Raw genomic sequence first — 15,607 nt, 5'->3', positions numbered from 1 at the left:
GCGGTACGTGCCTGCTGCTACGGACGGCCGGCGAACGGCATGGTCGAGCCCCAGCGCATCTTGGTCACCCGCAGCGGGGTCCCCGGCTGCGGGGCCTCCATGATCGAGCCGCCGCCCGCCCACATCGCCACGTGGTAGATCTCGTTGGGGTCGCCTGCGTCGGTGGACCAGAAGACGAGGTCTCCGGGACGCAGGTCGTTGTAGCTGATCTTCAGCACCTGCTTGTACTGGTCGCGCGACGTGCGTGCGAGGTTGACGCCACCCGCCGCCTTCCAAGCGGTCATGGTCAGGCCGGAGCAGTCGAAGGCGTCCGGGCCGGCGGCCGCCCAGACGTACGGGAGGCCGATCTTCGTCTGGGCCCACGCGAGCGCGTCCGCGCCGCCCCCCGCTGAGCCGCGCGACGTCCCCGTTCCGAGGCCGTAGGCCGTGCTCGGCGGTGCCACCACCGGAGGGGCCGTGGTCGGCGGTGCCGTGACTGGAGGAGCGCTGACCGGTGGCGTCGTCACCGCGGGAGGGGTCGTGGCCGGCGGGCTCGTTGCCGCCGCACCGCCACCACTCACGGGCGGCGCGACGGGCGCCACGGGAGCAACGACGGGCGCCGCGGCCACCGGTGCCGCCCGGAGCGCGGCCGCCTGGGCTGCTGCGTCCTCACGCTCTCGACGCTGCTGGTCGAGGTAGTCCTGGCGGGCGCGCTCGACGTCCGCGCTCGTCTCGCGGGCCGCGGCGAGCTGGTCGATCAGGGTGTCCCGCTCCGCGGCGGCGTCGTCCTGCGCCTGCTCCGCGTCGGCCTGGGCCTGCTGGGCACCCTTCAGCGCGTCCTCGGCGGCAGTCTTCGCGGCCGCTGCGACGTCGGCGGCCGTGGTGGCGCGCTCGGCGAGCGTGGTCGAGACGAGCTGCGAGGCGCGGTACTGCTGCACGGCCTCGTCGGTCTTGCCGCTGATCCGGTCCAGGGCCGAGCTGCGGCTGGCGACGTCCTGGAAGCCGTCCGCCGACAGCAGCGCCTGGAGCATGTCGGTGGAGCCACCGGAGCGCGCGATCTCCCGCACGATCGCGACGAGCTGTCGACGTGCGACCTCCGCGGCGGCGTCGGCGTCCTCGGACGCCTGCGCGGCCGCGGCCGACGCCTGCGCTGCCGCGTCGGCGTCCGTGACGGCCTGCGTGTAGGCCTCACCGGCCTGCTGGACCTTGAGGTTCGCCGCGTCGGTGGTCGCGCTCAGCTGCGCGAGGCGGACCTCCATCCCGGCGACGGACCGCGACGCCGCGGCGACCGCACCCTTGGCGTCCTGCACGTCCTGCGCCGACGGCGGGGAGGGCTGCGGGGGTGCGGCGGCGACGTCCGAGGCAGCGCCGATGAGGAGAGCCCCGACGAGCGCGGCCGTCACGACGACCGACGAACGTCGGTATCGGGATGCGGCGTGCGGGCTCACGTTCCTCCAGCCGGACGGCCGGCAGTCCGGCCACGATTCCTCGAGCGCGACCAGGTGGCCGCCCTCGGGGACGTTACCGGGCACAACCTCAGAAGTGAACACCTGTCACACGAGTCCCAGGCGTCACAGGCCCGCACATGCGGACGAACCGGACATCCACGGGCGGGATCACCCGATTGCCCGGGCGGCGAGCTGTCGGGGGCCGCTCGGGCACGTCCTCGTCGGAGGACCGCTACCGCGCGCGACGGCTCTCCTGTGCCGCGTCAGCCGAAGTGGCCGTTCACGTACGCCTCCGTGCGCTCGTCCTGCGGCGACTCGAAGATCGCGCGCGTGTCCCCATGCTCGACGATGACGCCCGGCGTCCCCTGCGAGGCGAGGAAGAACGCGCACTGCTGCGAGACCCGCGCCGCCTGCTGCATGTTGTGCGTGACGATGACGATCGTCACCTCCTTCTGCAGCGACATCATCGTCTCCTCGATCACGCGCGTGGACGTGGGGTCGAGTGCGGAGCACGGCTCGTCCATGAGAAGCACGCGCGGCTGCACGGCCAGCGAGCGTGCGATGCACAGCCGCTGCTGCTGACCGCCCGAGAGCCCGCCCCCCGGGGACTGGAGCCGGCTGCGGACCTCCGACCAGAGCCCCGCCTTGGTCAGGCTGCTCTCGACCAGGTGGTCCTTCTCGCTCCGCGACACCTTCACGCCGGTCAGCTTCAGACCGGCGACGACGTTGTCGTAGATCGACATCGCCGGGAACGGGTTCGGCTTCTGGAAGACCATCCCGATCTGCCGTCGGGCATCCACCAGCCTGCGCGCAGGGTCGTAGATGTCCTGGCCGTCCAGCAGCACCTTGCCGGCCATGGCCGCACTCGGCACCAGCTCGTGCATCCGGTTGAGGATGCGCAGGAACGTCGACTTGCCACAGCCGGAGGGTCCGATCAACGCGGTGACCGCTCCGGCAGGCATCGTCAGGGACACCGAGTCGAGGACGAGATGGTCACCGAACCACGCCGAGATCTCCTGACCACGCAGGTCTGCCAGCCCTCGCGGCTCGATGGCCTGGGGCGCAGCGGCCCTCCGCGAGACGCGGCGGTTCGGCTCCCGGTCGTAGTCCTGAGAAGGTTCCGCGCTCGGGATCGGGGTCGGCGCAGTCCACGCCTCCGCGTCGACCGGTGCCAGGACGACCGTCTGGGTCGCCTGGTGCGTCGGCTCGGACTCCGGCCCCTGGTCCGGCGTCTGGCCGGTCAGCCGGTTCATGCGACACCCCCGGCGACCGCGCCTGCGTTGACGGTGGCTGCGGCGCTGGCGGTCCGGACGCGCGCCGAGCGAGCCCTGAGCGCGAGCCCACCGGCGACTGCGGCTCCGACGCCGGCCATGATGACCAGCAGCCACTGCACAGGGCTCCAGCCGCGCGCCGGGTTCCAGACGGTGTCGGGAGCCGAGGCCTGCGCCGTCGGCGCGCTCGTCGGTCCGCCGGCGCTCTCAGCGACGCCGGCGCCACCGGCGTCCTCGAGCTGGTCCACCGGCTGCGTCGAGCCGGCGGAGGTGCCGCCACGGTGGTGCGCGCCCGACGCCCCGGACAAGGACCCGGTGGTCGACCCCTTCGGACCGGGCGCCTGCGGTACCTGCAACGTCACGGAGCCGTCGTGGTTGTCCTCGGCGTGCAAGCCGGATCCCAGCCCCACGAGAGGACCGGCGAGCACGAGGGCGGCGATCAGCGAGACAGCGAGAGTCGACGGCTGCGGAGGCGTGCCGACCGGAGCTCCCCGACGCCCCGACTCGGCCACCATCTGGGCCCAGAGCCGCTCCGCCTCCTCGCGGCGCTTCCTGCGCCGCCACACGACGAGCGCCACAGCGCCCAGGACAAGGAGCACGACCAGCAGGCCGGTCCACGGAACGGAGGGGAAGACGCCGCGCGCGGTGCTGCTGGTCAGTGGGATCTCCGTCTCAGGCCCCGGTGCTGCGACCATGTCGACGTCCACCGTCGCGGTCATGACGACGAGCGGGGCGACCCCGGGCACCTCGGTCTTGACGGCGAACGACTGCCCGGGAAGGACCTCGGCGCTGTTCGCCGACTCCACCTCGGTCGTCCCGACACCGAACGGCCCGGTGACCCGCACACGCGGCGTGCCGACGATCTTGACGTTCCCCGTGTTGACGAGGTCGTACGTCACGGTGCTGGCGCTCGCGCCGAAAGGCACCAGGCTGCCGGCGGACGACGCCGACACGTTGCGGACCTCGAGGGCGGGAGTCAGCTCACCCGAGATGCGCACGGCGAGCCGCACGGCGACCCGCGAGTCGATCACGACCCCGTCGTTCCCCGTGGCCACGCTGGCCAGCGACACGACGATCCCTCCGGCGTGGTCGCCCGGTGTCGCACCTGCCGGCGCGGTCACGTCGAACCCGACGACGGCAGTGCCCAGTGCGGGGACGGTCACGGTCGGCGCGGCCACCGTGACCCAGGTCCCGACGTCCGTGGACGGCGTCGCAGCAGCCAGCAGGTCGTACCCGCCGTCCGCCGTGTTGAAGGCGTCGGCCGCGTACACGGTGAACGTCTGCTCGGCGGTCGAGGCGTTGGCGACGAGCACCTGGTCATGCGTGGTCCCGCCTGGGTCGAGCTGGATGTCGATCCGCGTCCGGGTGTCGGCGGCGCCGTCGGCGGTCGTCGGGGTCACTGACCAGGCGGCCGTGCCCTCCTCGGCCGTGGCCGTTCCCGCGAGCGGCCCCAGCACGAGCGCGGCCAGCGCGACGAGCAGCGGGACCACGACACGTGTGCCGGGTCGGGAGGCAACGAACATGAACTGCTCCTCGAAGCGCGGTGGGGTGTGACGACGGCGAGGTGGTGGGGCGCGGTCGCCCGCGCCCCACCACCTCTCTTGCTCAGTTGCTGACGAGCGTCACGGTGATCGTCGAGGTGTACGAACCCTCGGCGGTCGCGGCGGGGATCGCCAGGTTCAGCGCCGCCGCCAGTGCGGTGGTCCCACGACCGGTGCCGGTCGTCGCTGCGAGCGTCTTGCTCGCCCCGAGGCCGGTGCTCTTCGCGTCGTCGAGCGCCGAGGTCACGCCGGACCCCGCCTGGACGGCCAGCGTGCCTGCGGTCTCCTTGGTGATGGTCGGCAACGCCGGGGTCCACCCGAGGTACTTGGCGTTCAGCGTGCCCTTGGCACCGGTGAAGTCGGACGCCTGGACGTTGACCTTCCAGCCGGCGAGCAGTCCGTCACGGCGGGTGTCGTTGACCGTGATTCCACCCAGCTGGGCGGTGGCGGTGATGCGCGTGTTGCCCGTGTCCCGCTGACCCGACAGGGCGACGGCTGCGGTCGGGACCGAGAAGGTCAGCGCGCCGTCCACGACCGGAGCCGCCGGAACGGTGAGCGTGACGGTCAGCTGACCGTTCGGTCCGACGACGACGGTGTAGGTCTGGGAACCCGACGACGGGCCGAAGGCTGCGGTGTCGCTCGGTTCGAAGGACGCCGTGTAGGCGTGGTCACCCGCACTGGGCGCGGTGACCGTCTGGGTGGCGACGCCGCTCGAGACCGAGCCGGAGCCCAGGACGGTCGCACCCTCCTTGAAGGTCACCGTCCCGGCCGCCGCAGACGGGGCGACGTTGGCGGTGAGCACGAGGTCGGCGCCGGAGGCGGCGGCCATGAGGTCCGTCGTCGTCGCCGTCACGACCGGACCGGTGGAGTCCCAGCCGCCGTCGCGCGTCGGCAGCGAGGCCTTCGGGATCGAGTAGGTGATCGCCGTGGTGGGCGACGGCGCCGTGACGTGCACGGTCAGCGGGGTGGTGAAGTGGCCGAGCGGCGCGCCGGCCGTGCCCTGGCACACGACGACGTACGGGAGGGTGGCGGTGCCGCCCTGTGCCGTGGCGTACGCGCGGATCTGCGGCTTGTTCATCCGGTCGGCCAGCTGGTCAGGGTCCGAGTCGTAGAAGCGGCCCTGCGCGTCCTTGGTGTCGACCGAGGCGGCCATGGACACCGCGTCCCAGTCGATCTCAGGACCGGGCGCCGGGATGTGCACGTACGGCTGGATCGTCAGGGTGCCGGCCGGGCAGCTGGCGCTGAGGGCCAGCGTCTTCCACGGGCGGGCGACAGCGTCCGGCTGCAGCGAGCCGTCCACCTGGTTCGCCGAGGTCAGCGTCGAGTCGAGCAGACCCGTCGACTGGGCGTCAAACCACAGGATGTCACCGGTGACCGCCGGACCGAAGTCGGCGGCGGACGCCGACGTCGCCATCGCGACACCAGCGATCCCGGCCAGGAGTGCACCGGCGACGCCTGTCGCCAGCACCTTCGTGAGCTTCATCGAGGATCCTTCGTCTCAGGGCCGGCGCGGTCGCGCACGGTCTGGGGCCGAGCCTGCTGGGCGCAGGTGAACGCTCGGCCCCTGGCAGGCGACCGAGGGACGACCGGCGCGCCCGCGCGAGTCCGGGGCTCAGCCGACCGACGCCGGGTCCCGCGGTGCGACGGGCGCCGCGGGGGCCGGCGCGCCGCGTCGGCCGCGACGCGAGTCGGGCCCCGGTGACGTCGAACGACGGCGACGGCGACGGCTGCGCACGGCCCGCCATGCAGCCAGGAGGATCAGCAGGGCGGCCAGTCCCACCAGAAGCCACGGCCAGGCCCACGTGGACGTGCTGGAGCCCACAGGGTCGATGCCCGGGTCCGTACCGCCTGTCGGAGCCTCCGCCACGGCCGTCACGGTCGTCGTGAGCCGGACGAGCGGCCAGACGTCCGAGACGGTCACGGTCTGGTCCACCTCGCCGCCGGGCAGCAGCTCGCCTATCCGTTCGCCGTCGGCGCTCCGTGGGAGCAGCCCGAACGGCCCGACGACCCGGACGGTCGGCGAGACCTTCATCCGGACGTTGCCCGTGTTCTCGAGCGTGTACGCGACCTTGACCGACCCGGCCGAGACGAGGCCACCGGGCTCGAAGGACGCTCCGAGGTTCTTGATCACGAGGCCAGGTGCGAGGGCGCCGTCGACGGTGATGTACAGCCGTGCGGCCACCCGCTGCTCGAGATCGAGCGCCGGGGTCCCTGCACCGGCCTCCCCCTTGGCGGTCAGTGCGGCGACGACCGCCGCGACGTGGTCACCCGGCTCCGCGTTCGTCGGGATCGTCACCGTGAACGGCACGACCACGAAGCCGAAGCCGTCCTGCGCCGTCTGAGCAGGAGCCTGGACGTGCGCGACGTCGGAGCTCACCCAGGACCCCGCGCCGACCGGCACCACGGCCCGGGCGGGCACCTCGAGGCCGCCTTCGGAGCCCGGCTCGACGTCGCTCGGGTAGACGTCGAGCTCGAGCGCGTGGTCCGCCTGGTTGATCACCGCGATGTTGTCCCGGATCACCGACCCCGGCGCGACGGTGTACGCCAGGTAGGGCCGCTGGTCCGGCCTCTGCGGACCAGCCGGTGCGACGCCGAACGTCACTCGCTCTTTCGGGGTCGTCGTCGCATCGGCGTCCGATGCGCCCTGGGTGGGGGCAGGCTCGTCTGCAGCCGCTGCGGGCAGCGCCAGCGTGGTCAGCAGGGCGGCCACGGCGAGCGCGCCAGAGAGCAGGCGGCGGGCGGATTGCAGCATGAGTGGGGTTCCCGGGGTCGTCCGAAGGGCGCGAGGCGCGCTGGAGTCTGCACGCCCGCCGGAACCCTCGCGCACGGCCGCGGATGGCGACAACGCACGACGGACGAACGTGCGGTGAACGCCTGACCCGACTCGGTCGCCGCGAGACGACGCGAGGGGCGGGGCGCCTGAGCGCCCCGCCCCTCTCCGTCGTCGGCCTGGGCCGGGACGGTGTCGATCAGGTGATCAGATGGCCGTGAAGGTCACCGTCGCCGTGTACGTGCCCTGCTGCACCGACGAGGGGACCTCGTCGACACCGAACGTCCCGTTGAGCGTGACCGAGCCGTTCTTCGGGCCGCCGACGCCGCCCGCGTAGGTGGCGAAGGTCTTCGCCACGCCGAGGCCGTCCGTCGCCAGGACGGTCGCGACGCTGGGCGCCGGGTTCTGCGAGACGGCCACGTCGGCCGCCTGCAGCGCGTTGCCGAGCACCTGGTGTGCGGCGACGTTCCACAGACCGGCGTACTGGCCACCGAACGTGTTGACACCGTTGGTGAACGGACCCGAGACGACCTTGGCGGTGAAGCCGGTGGTCGCGGCACGCGTGTCCGTGATGACGATGTCCTCGAACGGCGCCGAGGCCGAGAACGTCGAGTCGGTCGTGTCCAGCAGCGCCTGGCCCAGGTGCAGCGTCGTCGCCGGGATCGCCGGCGTGGTGGGCGTGGCCGGGATCTCCGCGTGGTACGGCGTGGTGATGGTGATCGCGCCGACCGGGATCTGGACGTCGACCGACTGCAGGTCGACGGCACCCTGCAGCTCGTAGGTCGCGGACACAGCGGCGGACGTCGAGTTGTTGTACGGGGCCGTGCCCACGAACTGGGCGGTCAGCGACGCAGCGCCGGCACCGAGAGCGTTCGTCGTGAAGCTCGGGACGACGCCGCCGACGCAGGGCACGGAGCCGAGGAGGGCCGCACCGTTGTAGAACGACACGGTGCCGTTCGGCAGGCCGGTGGCGGCCGTGACCGTCGTGGCGAAGCTCACGGCGGAGTAGGCCGGGCCCGAGGTGGGCGAGACGGCCAGCGTGGTGGTGGTGTCCCGAGCGGCCACGGCCGTCACCGCGACGTTCACCGGGGCCGACGTGGACGGGTCGTACGCGGCGTTGCCCGCGTAGACGGCGGTGATCGCGTTGGCGGCGCCGACCGGGATGGCCGAGGTCGACAGGGTGGCGACCCCGCCGGCGATGGTGCCCAGACCGAGCGAGGTGGCACCGGCGAAGAACTCGACCGAGCCGGTCGCGGCGGCGGGCGAGACCGTCGCGGACAGGGCGACCGGCGAACCGGACTCGACCGTGGTGGGCGTTGCGGCCAGGGTCGTGGTGCTGGCGATCTTGGGCAGCGCCGCCGTCGGGATGGAGTACGTCATCGCGGTGGTGGGCGTCGCCGCCGTGACGGTCACGGTCAGCGGTGTGGTGAAGTTACCGAGCGGCGCGCCGGCCGTGCCCTGGCACACGACGATGTACGGGAGGGTGGCGGTGCCGCCCTGCGCCGTGGCGTACGCGCGGATCTGCGGCTTGTTCATCCGGTCGGCCAGCTGGGTCGGGTCCGAGTCGTAGAAGCGACCCGACGCGTCCTGGGTGCTGACCGCAGCGGCCATCGACACAGCGTCCCAGTCGATCGCGGGACCGGGCGCCGGGATGTGCACGTAGGGCTGGATCGACAGGGTCCCCGCGGGGCAGTTCGCGCCGAGTGCCAGCGTCTGCCACGGGCGGGCGACCGAGTCCGGCTGCAGCGAGCCGTTGACCTGGGTGCCGACGAGCGCCGGGTCGGACAGACCCGTCGACGGTGCGCTGAACCAGTAGATGGGACCGGGAAGGGTCGGGCCGAAGTCGGCGGCCGAGGCGGAGGTGGCCAGGGCGACAGCGCCGGCCCCACCTACGAGGGTGGCGGCGATGACGCCGGCCACGATCTTCTTGACGCGCATGGGAAGAGTGTCCTTTCGGGACAGGAACGAGCTGGGATGGATGTCCGTGCTGGTCCGTGCTGGTCCGTGCGGTACTCGTGATGCCGGCGCACGTCGCCGTGCGCCGGCATCACGCGGGCATCAGGAGAGCGTGAAGTTGGTCACCGCTGCGGTACCGGCCACGCCGCAGGCGCCGCCGTCGATCTCGCCGGCGAGCTGCTGGAAGCCGGCCTTGCCGATGAGGGCCTTACCGCCACCGGAGCAGATGAAACCGTCCGGGCCGAAGATGTTGGTGAACCAGGGCGTACCCAGGTCGGCGGCGCGGACGACGTTGTACAGCGCCCGCTGGAAGCTGTAGGAACCCGTGCCGGAGACGAGGGCGACGGTGGGCTCGGAGGCCGCGCGGCCGGTCGAGAAGGGCGCGACAGCGTTGGCGTTGGCCGCGATGGGGGCAGCGTCGTGCTCCTGCACCGTGACGACGGTCGGCGCCAGGACGACGGGGGTCCCGCCGTTGAGGCTCGTGAGCTGGGCGATGAAGGTGGTGTACGTGCCCGAGCCCGACTGCGGGATCTGCGGGACGATCACGCCGCTCTTGCCCTGGGCGGCGCCGGCCGGGACCTGGCTCCAGTTCGCGTAGGTGCCGTTGTAGATGTTGACCAGGTCAGCGCCGGTGATGATGGTCGGGGCGTTGGTGCCCGCAGCGCGCACGGCCAGCTTGAGCCCGTCGACCGCGAACGGCACCTGACGGAGGTTGCCGGCGATCTCCGCGGCGTTGAGCGTGCTCGAGGCGCGCGCGAAGTTGATGTTGGGGTTGTTGTTGCCGCCGAACAGCAGCGCCTTGCCGGCACCGGAGCCGTTCGGGCGGTTGATGAGGGCCGTACCGGTCTTGACCTGGATCTGGGTGACGACGCCGGCAGCCACACCGTCGAGCTGTGCGTCGTAGGAGACGATGCGCGAGTTGGACGCGGCGTTGAAGCCTGCACGCGCGGACGCACCCACGAGGGCACCGTCGGCCAGGTAGTTGAGTGCGTACTGCGTCGTGTCGGACCCGACACCGACGATGTCGCGCCCCTGGGCGCTCGGGTCGGCGGAGGCGGACGTGGCCGAGGCCACACCCAGCGCTCCGAGGAGAACGGTGGCCACCATGGCCGAGATCGTCGAACGCTTCACTGGAGAAGCACCCTTCGTGAGATCGACTGTCCGGACCGGCGACGCCGGCCCGTGACTCAACCTCCCGATACCGGGCGAACGGGCTGTGCGTCTTCTGTGAACGCAGGACTGCCGGCTCGTCACCGAGGGACGACGCTCGCGACGTGCCTAGAGGAGATTGGGCAGCAGCCGGGCCGAGGTGTCCCCCACGACCCACGCCGCCGCGACCACGACCGGGACGGCCAGCACCCACACCGCCCGACCAGGCAGCTTCCGGACGAGGAACGCGGTCACCAGGACCACGAGGAGCAGCAGCTGCAGCGCGAGCACGACGATCGGCCACACGGAGGGGTCCACCTGCATCGCCTTCTCGGACTCGGGTACCCCGCCGGCACGACCCGGTGGCGCGACGGCCGCCTTACCGACGAGCGTCGCGTCGACGTACGCCACCCGCACGGGCAGGAGCGTGCCGGCCGAGCCGCCCGGGCCCTCACCCGTGACCAGGGTCAGCCTCGACCCGTCGGCGGCCGGCGGCGCCGGGAACGGGTCGCCGGCGTACCGGACCCCGTCGACGCGGTACGTGAACTCACCCTGACCGTTCGTCACGATGATCCCGTCGCCCTTCTTCAGGGTGGGGACCGCCTTGAACGGGCCGCCGTACGCGCCGGACCGGCCGTACACGAGGGAGACGCCCCGTTGTCCGGGCAGAGGCGTGTCGCGACGGTGCCCAGGGCCGGACATCAGGTCCTGCGCGGCCGTTCCTTCGACCACCACCTGGCGCAGGCCCAGGGTCGGGATCTCGAGCAGCAGCACGGGGGTGCCGGGATCGATCACGCCACCGATCGGAGCCGTCTGCGCCGCGAGCTCCTGACGCAGCTGCGAGCCGAGCTCCCGCTGCGCGCGCGCCTCCTGCAGCGGCGTCAGCACCGCGAGGTACGCGAACACGCCGACGACGAGCGCCACCGCGGTGACCAGCGCGATCTGCAGCGCCCGGGCACCGTCGGTGAACGGCAGGCGTGCACTACGCGGCTCCCGCGGACGCAGCCCCTTCGGCGGCTTCCAGCCCCGCGGCGGTCCCGCCTGGACACGCTCGTCGCTGGGCGGCGCGTACGGGTTCTCCAGCGTCGCGGTCACGGTCCTGGCCTCCGCGCTCCGAGGCCGAAGGCGAACGGGAGGGCGAGCGCTCCGCACAGTCCGACCCCGGCGGCCACCGGGATGGCGATCCGGGCGGCCGACACCGGCGTCGCCGGCGTCGCGACACCGGACGCCGTCGTGCGGGCGCTCGCCGGCGCGCTCGGCGCGGGCTCTCCGTCGACCGTCACCATGTCCGCACCACCCAGCTCGCTCGGGTCCCCGGTCCCCGTCACCGACCCGACAGCGGCGGCGTCCCCCGTCGACGCTCCCGGCGACAGGGTGGAGGAGGTGGTCGTGGTACCCGTGCTCGTCGCTGTGGTCGGGGTGCTCGCCGGGATCCCCTTCTGCGCGGCGATGACGGCCGCGGAGGCCTGCGCGGCCGCGAAGAGCTTCGCGGTCGCTCCGAACTCCGTGATCGGCAGGAACCCCTCCGGCAGCTGGCCGTTCCCGGGTCCGGGGACCTGGCCCTCCGTGGTGGCCGTCGTGACGAACTGTGCGACGTGGCCGGCGTCAGCGCTCGACAGCCCGGTCGTCGGGACCGCTGCCTGAACGATCATCGTGCCGGGGTAGGCGTCGTCCGGGAGCGTCGCCGCGTCGAGCGTGAACGCCTGCGCCGGACCGGCGCTCGTCGCACCGGCGACGGCCGCGGCCATGCTCGCGTTGTCGGGCGCGACGAACGTCGCACCGGTCCCGGTGCCGGCCGTCTGCAGGGACGCGAGATGCAGGCCGTACCGCTCGGCGTCACCGAGCGAGACCACGCCGAGCATGAACCGCGAACCGTAGTTCTGGGGGTCACCGCGGCTGACCTTGACGGGCAGGTCCGGGAGGTCCGTGCACTTCGTCTGCGCGTTGGGCCACGCGTCGATCATCGCGGTGGCGATCTTTCGCAGGCTGTTCACGGGTGCAGCGATCAGGGAGTAGTAGGGCGTCGTGATCTTCTTCATGCAGCTCTGCGACGGGAGGACCCAGGTGTCGAGCAGCGGCCACTCGTCGAGCGGCAGCTGGAGGCCGTGCACCAGGCCGTTGGCATCGACCGAGGACTGGAAGTCCGGGTTGACCACCATGCCCCACGGGTCGGGCGTCCCGTGCAGGAACGCCATCGCGTCGGCGTCGGCCGCGATGTAGGAGGTCAGCGCCCGCATGGTGTCCGCACTCTCGGACAACGACAGCAGGGTGGCGCGTGCCTCCGTCGCCGTCTCGCTCAGGCCGGGGTTGAGCTCCTTGAACTCGGGGTCACGGTTGAGCGACTGCGGGTTGTCCTGCATGCCGGGATGTCCCGGTGAACCGAGGATCACGCGGTAGGACTGGCTGAGCAGCTTGGCCAGCAGCCGTGCGGTCAGCTTGAGCTCAGTCCGCTCGCCCGTGTTGTCCGGCTGGTCGACGACGAACGAGATGCCGAACCCCGTCACCGCGACCGGCGCGTACGCGAGCTGCTTCTTGGCGGCGGCTGCCGGGTAGGACACGAACGCCGCCACGCCCTGCCCGGAGTCCACGAGCCGCACGGAGGAGGACTCCGACTTCGCGTTGCCCCGGAACTTGAACCGGTCCGCGCGCAGGCAGTACGCAGGCGCCCACTGCAGCGACGCCTGGGCGATCAGCTCCGAGCCCCAGAAGTCCACCGGAGGCCGCGAGTCGAGCACGTCGCACGCGTCGGCGGTCAGGCCGAACGTCAGCGGCACGGAGAACCGGCCGCGCCAGTTGGACTCCGACCACCACAGGTTGGCCCCGACGGTCGGGTCGGTCTGCTTGTCCCAGGTCGATCCCGGCATCGACGTGCCCGAGGCCCGGCACCCGGCGTTCGTGCCCTCGCAGCTGATTCCCATGATCGGGATGACCACGAGCGAGCACCGCACCGACGACGAGCAGCCCAACGACTCCGTCTCCTGGGTCGAGCGCACCTCGAACTGCCAGTTCCCCGTGCCGTCCGGTGCCGTGTACACCGCGACCTCCGCGGGCGGCAGCGCACCCCCTTCACCTGACGCGTCCGCCGGCATCGTCGCCGTGTCGCACGCCGGCCACACCTTGCCCTTGGCGTCGATGAACGGCACGAGGTGGTCGACACCACCGGCGGCCTGGGCGTTGCATTCCGCCGGCCACCCGGGCAGGAGCTGCTGGGCGGCGCGGTCGCTCTCGGCCGCGTACCGGTCGTGGACCCACGCTCTGTCGTTCGGGTCGGCCCGGACGGGGGGCGGAGCGGACTGGGTGCGCTGGAAGGCGTTCGACGTCCAGCAGGTCTCAGGGCTCAGCTGCTGCGCAGCCGGCAGGCTCGGGTCGTCGAGGCCACGGCACTCCAGGATCACCACGGGGTACTCCTGGGAGTTGAACCCGAGGACGCCGTAGGGGGAGCTCGACCGAGCGGCTGACGGATGCGCGCCCGACCAGCTCACCCCGATCTTCTGCCGACCGCGCAGGTGGTTCGTGTGGTCGACGCTCACCGTCACGGTGCGCTGGTCGACGAGGCTCTCGCTCCCGTCAGGCTCGAGGTGCGCACGGGTCAGCGTCTTGGTCTGCGCGTACTCCGCCGCGGTCACCGGGTCCGTGTCGGCGGCCTGCGCCGACGTGGCGGTCGGTCCGGCGAGAAGTGCCGCGAGAGCGATCGACGGGACCGCAGCGAGCGCGACGGCCCGGACCAGCAGGGGCCGGGTCAGCGCCGCGGGCCGCCGGCCGATCATGACGCACCCCCGTCGAGCCACGGGTCCTCGGTGGTCGGTGTGATGGCTCGGGTCCGGTTTCGGCGCCACAGGACGATCAGGAGCGCAGGCAGGAGCACCAGTGCGAGCAGCTCGATGGCTGCGAGCACGCCGAACAGCAGGCTGCCGCCCACCGGTCTGGGCGGCAGCACCGTGGACACCGACGCGCTCGCGACGCTCATGGTGCCGTCGCCCGACGAGACCGGCAGCCCTGTCTCGGGGTCCACCTGTCCCGCGGTGTCGGCAGCGCCACCCGCGGTGGGTAGCGCTCCGCCGGAAGCAGCGGAGGCGGTCCCTCCCTTCGTACCGTTCGCCGCACCTCCGGCCGTCGTCACTGCGCCCCCAGCACCAGCTCCGGCGGCCACCGGCGCGCCGCCCGCGGTCTGGGACTGGTCGGAGCCCAGGCACGGTCCGGCACCGGACTTGTCGCAGGCCGCGGGCTGGGGTGCAACCTCAGCCAGGTGGTTCTTGCTCAGGTCACCGGGGACGAAGGTCGGGTTGTTGCACCTGGTCGGCTCTCGCCCCGCGATGTCGACGTCGCCGTCAGCCGCCCCCAGCTTGCCGATCTGCTCGAACCCGGCCTGCACCAGGTTGAGCGGCAGCGGGGAGTAGCCGTATGCGCCGGCCTTCCCTTGTCCTTCGCAGAGCGAGTAGAAGAGGAAGTCGACCAAGGTCTGCCGCTTGTTGGTCTGCCCCTTCATCCGGGAGTCGTCCGAGGCGGTGGGGATGAGCATGTACGAGTAGGACGACAGCGGGTAGGCCCGGGGGTCACCGTTCGTGTACACCTCGGAAAGGTCCTGCGTGAGGTAGTTCTCCGCCGTCGGGTCCGCGGTGTTGATCTTCGCCGTGGTCAGCGCGACGGCGACGTTGTACTGGGTGGGCTCGACGTAGAAGCCGCCGGCGTTGAGCACCTTGACCACGGGGTAGCCCTTGTTCACGGGGTAGGAGTACTCGACGTAGCCGATCGTCCCGTTGCCCGACGGGGCCGAGATCGAGTTCATGACCTGGTCCGAGCTGGACGCGCCGACCGCCGACGGGATCTGCGGGTAGTACGACGTGAGCCCACCCTTGGCGTAGACGCTCCGCCACAGGCTCGGGTACTGCTTGTCCAGCCAGGTCGTGAACTGCGCCGTCGTGCCCGAGCCGTCCGAGCGGACGACGGGGATGATCGCGGTGTCCGGGAACGTGCGCCCGTTGTTGTCGGACGAGATCTGCGGGTCGTTCCACTTCGTGATCGCGCCCGTGAAGATCTTTGCGATCGTCTCCCCGGACAGCCGGATGTCCCGGACGAGCTTCCCGCCCGCCTCCAGGTGGTAGGTGAACGACGTCCCGCCGGCGACGATCGGCAGGTACGCGAACTCTCGGCCCCCTGACGTGTCCTGCTCGGCTGCGCCCTGGTAGGGGATCTCCGAGATGGCGAAATCGGTCGAGCCCTGCGCGAAGTCCTTGCGCCCCTTGGACGAGCCGCCGCCGGTGTACACCACCTGCATGCCGTTGGCGGAGACGTCGGCGATCCACTGGTCGACGATCACCTGGCTCCAGGTGGACCCGGTCCCCTCGATCTGGCCGTAGGCAGCCGACGCGGGGGACGCGGCGAGCAGACCGAGGATCGCGACGACGACCGCGGCGAGCGCTGCGGACGCGGCGCGCTTCCATCGGGCCCGCCGGTGTCGGCGGGTCGCGACGAGGGAGTGTGGCATCGGGACTC

The 15,607-nt window shown here is 72.1% G+C and carries 10 protein-coding genes; all 10 read right to left on the bottom strand.

The genetic code is table 11. From position 1 onward, the window contains the following. Positions 1–17: 17 nt before the first annotated feature. The 10 genes from N553_RS21915 to N553_RS21900 all read right to left on the bottom strand — a co-directional run bounded on the left by N553_RS21915 (position 18) and on the right by N553_RS21900 (position 15,599). Positions 18–1,427: an NlpC/P60 family protein gene (locus tag N553_RS21915; RefSeq protein ID WP_081844490.1), complete on the bottom strand. Its 1,410-nt coding sequence runs from the start codon at positions 1,425–1,427 to the stop codon at positions 18–20. A 263-nt stretch (positions 1,428–1,690) separates the two neighbouring features. Beyond that, entirely contained in the window at positions 1,691–2,464 is a 774-nt protein-coding gene (locus N553_RS0108655) for a phosphate ABC transporter ATP-binding protein (protein WP_231505224.1), read from the bottom strand. A gap of 212 nt (positions 2,465–2,676) precedes the next feature. Beyond that, positions 2,677–4,221: a WxL protein peptidoglycan domain-containing protein gene (locus N553_RS24235; RefSeq protein WP_051639930.1), complete on the bottom strand. Its 1,545-nt coding sequence runs from the start codon at positions 4,219–4,221 to the stop codon at positions 2,677–2,679. An 82-nt stretch (positions 4,222–4,303) separates the two neighbouring features. Next, positions 4,304–5,722, bottom strand: coding sequence for an Ig-like domain-containing protein (locus N553_RS24230; RefSeq protein ID WP_028046179.1), 1,419 nt, complete (start codon positions 5,720–5,722; stop codon positions 4,304–4,306). Between the two features lie 129 nt (positions 5,723–5,851). Next, positions 5,852–6,991 carry a hypothetical protein gene (locus tag N553_RS0108640; protein WP_028046178.1) on the bottom strand — a complete coding sequence of 380 codons (1,140 nt, stop codon included), beginning with the start codon at positions 6,989–6,991 and terminating at the stop codon, positions 5,852–5,854. A 225-nt stretch (positions 6,992–7,216) separates the two neighbouring features. Then, positions 7,217–8,947 (bottom strand): Ig-like domain-containing protein, encoded by a 1,731-nt coding sequence (locus N553_RS0108635; RefSeq protein WP_028046177.1) that lies wholly within the window; start codon positions 8,945–8,947, stop codon positions 7,217–7,219. A gap of 120 nt (positions 8,948–9,067) precedes the next feature. Next, a complete protein-coding gene (locus tag N553_RS0108630; RefSeq protein WP_231505200.1) occupies positions 9,068–10,072 on the bottom strand; it encodes a substrate-binding domain-containing protein in 1,005 nt (334 codons plus the stop codon). A 171-nt stretch (positions 10,073–10,243) separates the two neighbouring features. Continuing rightward, positions 10,244–11,209, bottom strand: coding sequence for a class E sortase (locus N553_RS0108625; protein ID WP_051639929.1), 966 nt, complete (start codon positions 11,207–11,209; stop codon positions 10,244–10,246). After that, the gene (locus N553_RS0108620) at positions 11,206–13,881 is read right to left on the bottom strand and encodes a hypothetical protein (protein WP_028046174.1); all 2,676 of its coding nucleotides are present in this window, start codon (positions 13,879–13,881) and stop codon (positions 11,206–11,208) included. The genes N553_RS0108625 and N553_RS0108620 overlap by 4 nt, the downstream gene beginning before the upstream one ends. After that, a complete protein-coding gene (locus N553_RS21900) occupies positions 13,878–15,599 on the bottom strand; it encodes a phosphate ABC transporter substrate-binding protein PstS (RefSeq protein ID WP_081844429.1) in 1,722 nt (573 codons plus the stop codon). Before N553_RS21900 ends, N553_RS0108620 begins: the two co-directional genes overlap by 4 nt. Positions 15,600–15,607: the final 8 nt, after the last annotated feature.

Origin of the sequence: Cellulomonas sp. URHE0023 (assembly GCF_000688475.1) — a bacterium.
GTDB lineage: Bacteria > Actinomycetota > Actinomycetes > Actinomycetales > Cellulomonadaceae > Cellulomonas.
Note: the sequence above shows the minus strand (reverse complement) of the source record. Positions and strands in the feature narration are given on the sequence as shown.

What these genes read in the sequence shown, in the direction of transcription:
- N553_RS24235 (WP_051639930.1), bottom strand. Translation starts at nt 4,221, where the DNA reads ATGTTCGTTGCCTCCCGACCCGGCACACGTGTCGTGGTCCCGCTGCTC.
- N553_RS0108635 (WP_028046177.1), bottom strand. Translation starts at nt 8,947, where the DNA reads ATGCGCGTCAAGAAGATCGTGGCCGGCGTCATCGCCGCCACCCTCGTA.
- N553_RS0108640 (WP_028046178.1), bottom strand. Translation starts at nt 6,991, where the DNA reads ATGCTGCAATCCGCCCGCCGCCTGCTCTCTGGCGCGCTCGCCGTGGCC.
- N553_RS0108630 (WP_231505200.1), bottom strand. Translation starts at nt 10,072, where the DNA reads ATGGTGGCCACCGTTCTCCTCGGAGCGCTGGGTGTGGCCTCGGCCACG.
- N553_RS21900 (WP_081844429.1), bottom strand. Translation starts at nt 15,599, where the DNA reads ATGCCACACTCCCTCGTCGCGACCCGCCGACACCGGCGGGCCCGATGG.
- N553_RS24230 (WP_028046179.1), bottom strand. Translation starts at nt 5,722, where the DNA reads ATGAAGCTCACGAAGGTGCTGGCGACAGGCGTCGCCGGTGCACTCCTG.
- N553_RS0108620 (WP_028046174.1), bottom strand. Translation starts at nt 13,881, where the DNA reads ATGATCGGCCGGCGGCCCGCGGCGCTGACCCGGCCCCTGCTGGTCCGG.